Below are 390 nucleotides of genomic sequence, written 5' to 3'. Positions count from 1 at the left end.
GCTGTGCAGGGTCTGATCGATCTGTTCGCTGGCGGCGGCGATCATCGCGATGCGTTGGCTCTGTTCCTCTCCCTGGTCGCGGGCTTGCTGAGCCATCTGCTCCAGGGCACGGCTGGCGAACTGCACTTCGCTGCGCAAGCGTTCGTTGTTGCGCAGTTGCAGGCTGGCGGCCACCAGCAGCGTCGCGGGGTCGGCATCCTGGGAGCTGCGCAGCAGTTGTGCCAGTTCCGTGTCCCAGAATGTCTGCAGTTGGCGTTGATGACGCTCGCGAAGCTGCCAGGCGCATCCCAGGTACAGCACGCCAGGTATCAGGGCCAATGCGCTTGCGGGCTGTTCGGCCAGTGCGAGACCACAGGCGCCGAGGGCTAATCCGAGCGGTAGCCAGAAGCC

Annotated in this window: 1 protein-coding gene; it reads right to left on the bottom strand. The window is 65.1% G+C overall.

The window, feature by feature from the left end; genetic code table 11:
• The coding region (locus tag AB4070_RS18585; RefSeq protein WP_441981408.1) for a hypothetical protein at window positions 1-390 on the bottom strand (390 nt) is incomplete at both ends.

This window comes from Microbacterium sp. 2RAF4 (assembly GCF_052115285.1).
GTDB classification, from domain to species: domain Bacteria; phylum Actinomycetota; class Actinomycetes; order Actinomycetales; family Microbacteriaceae; genus Microbacterium; species Microbacterium oxydans.
Note: the sequence above shows the minus strand (reverse complement) of the source record. Positions and strands in the feature narration are given on the sequence as shown.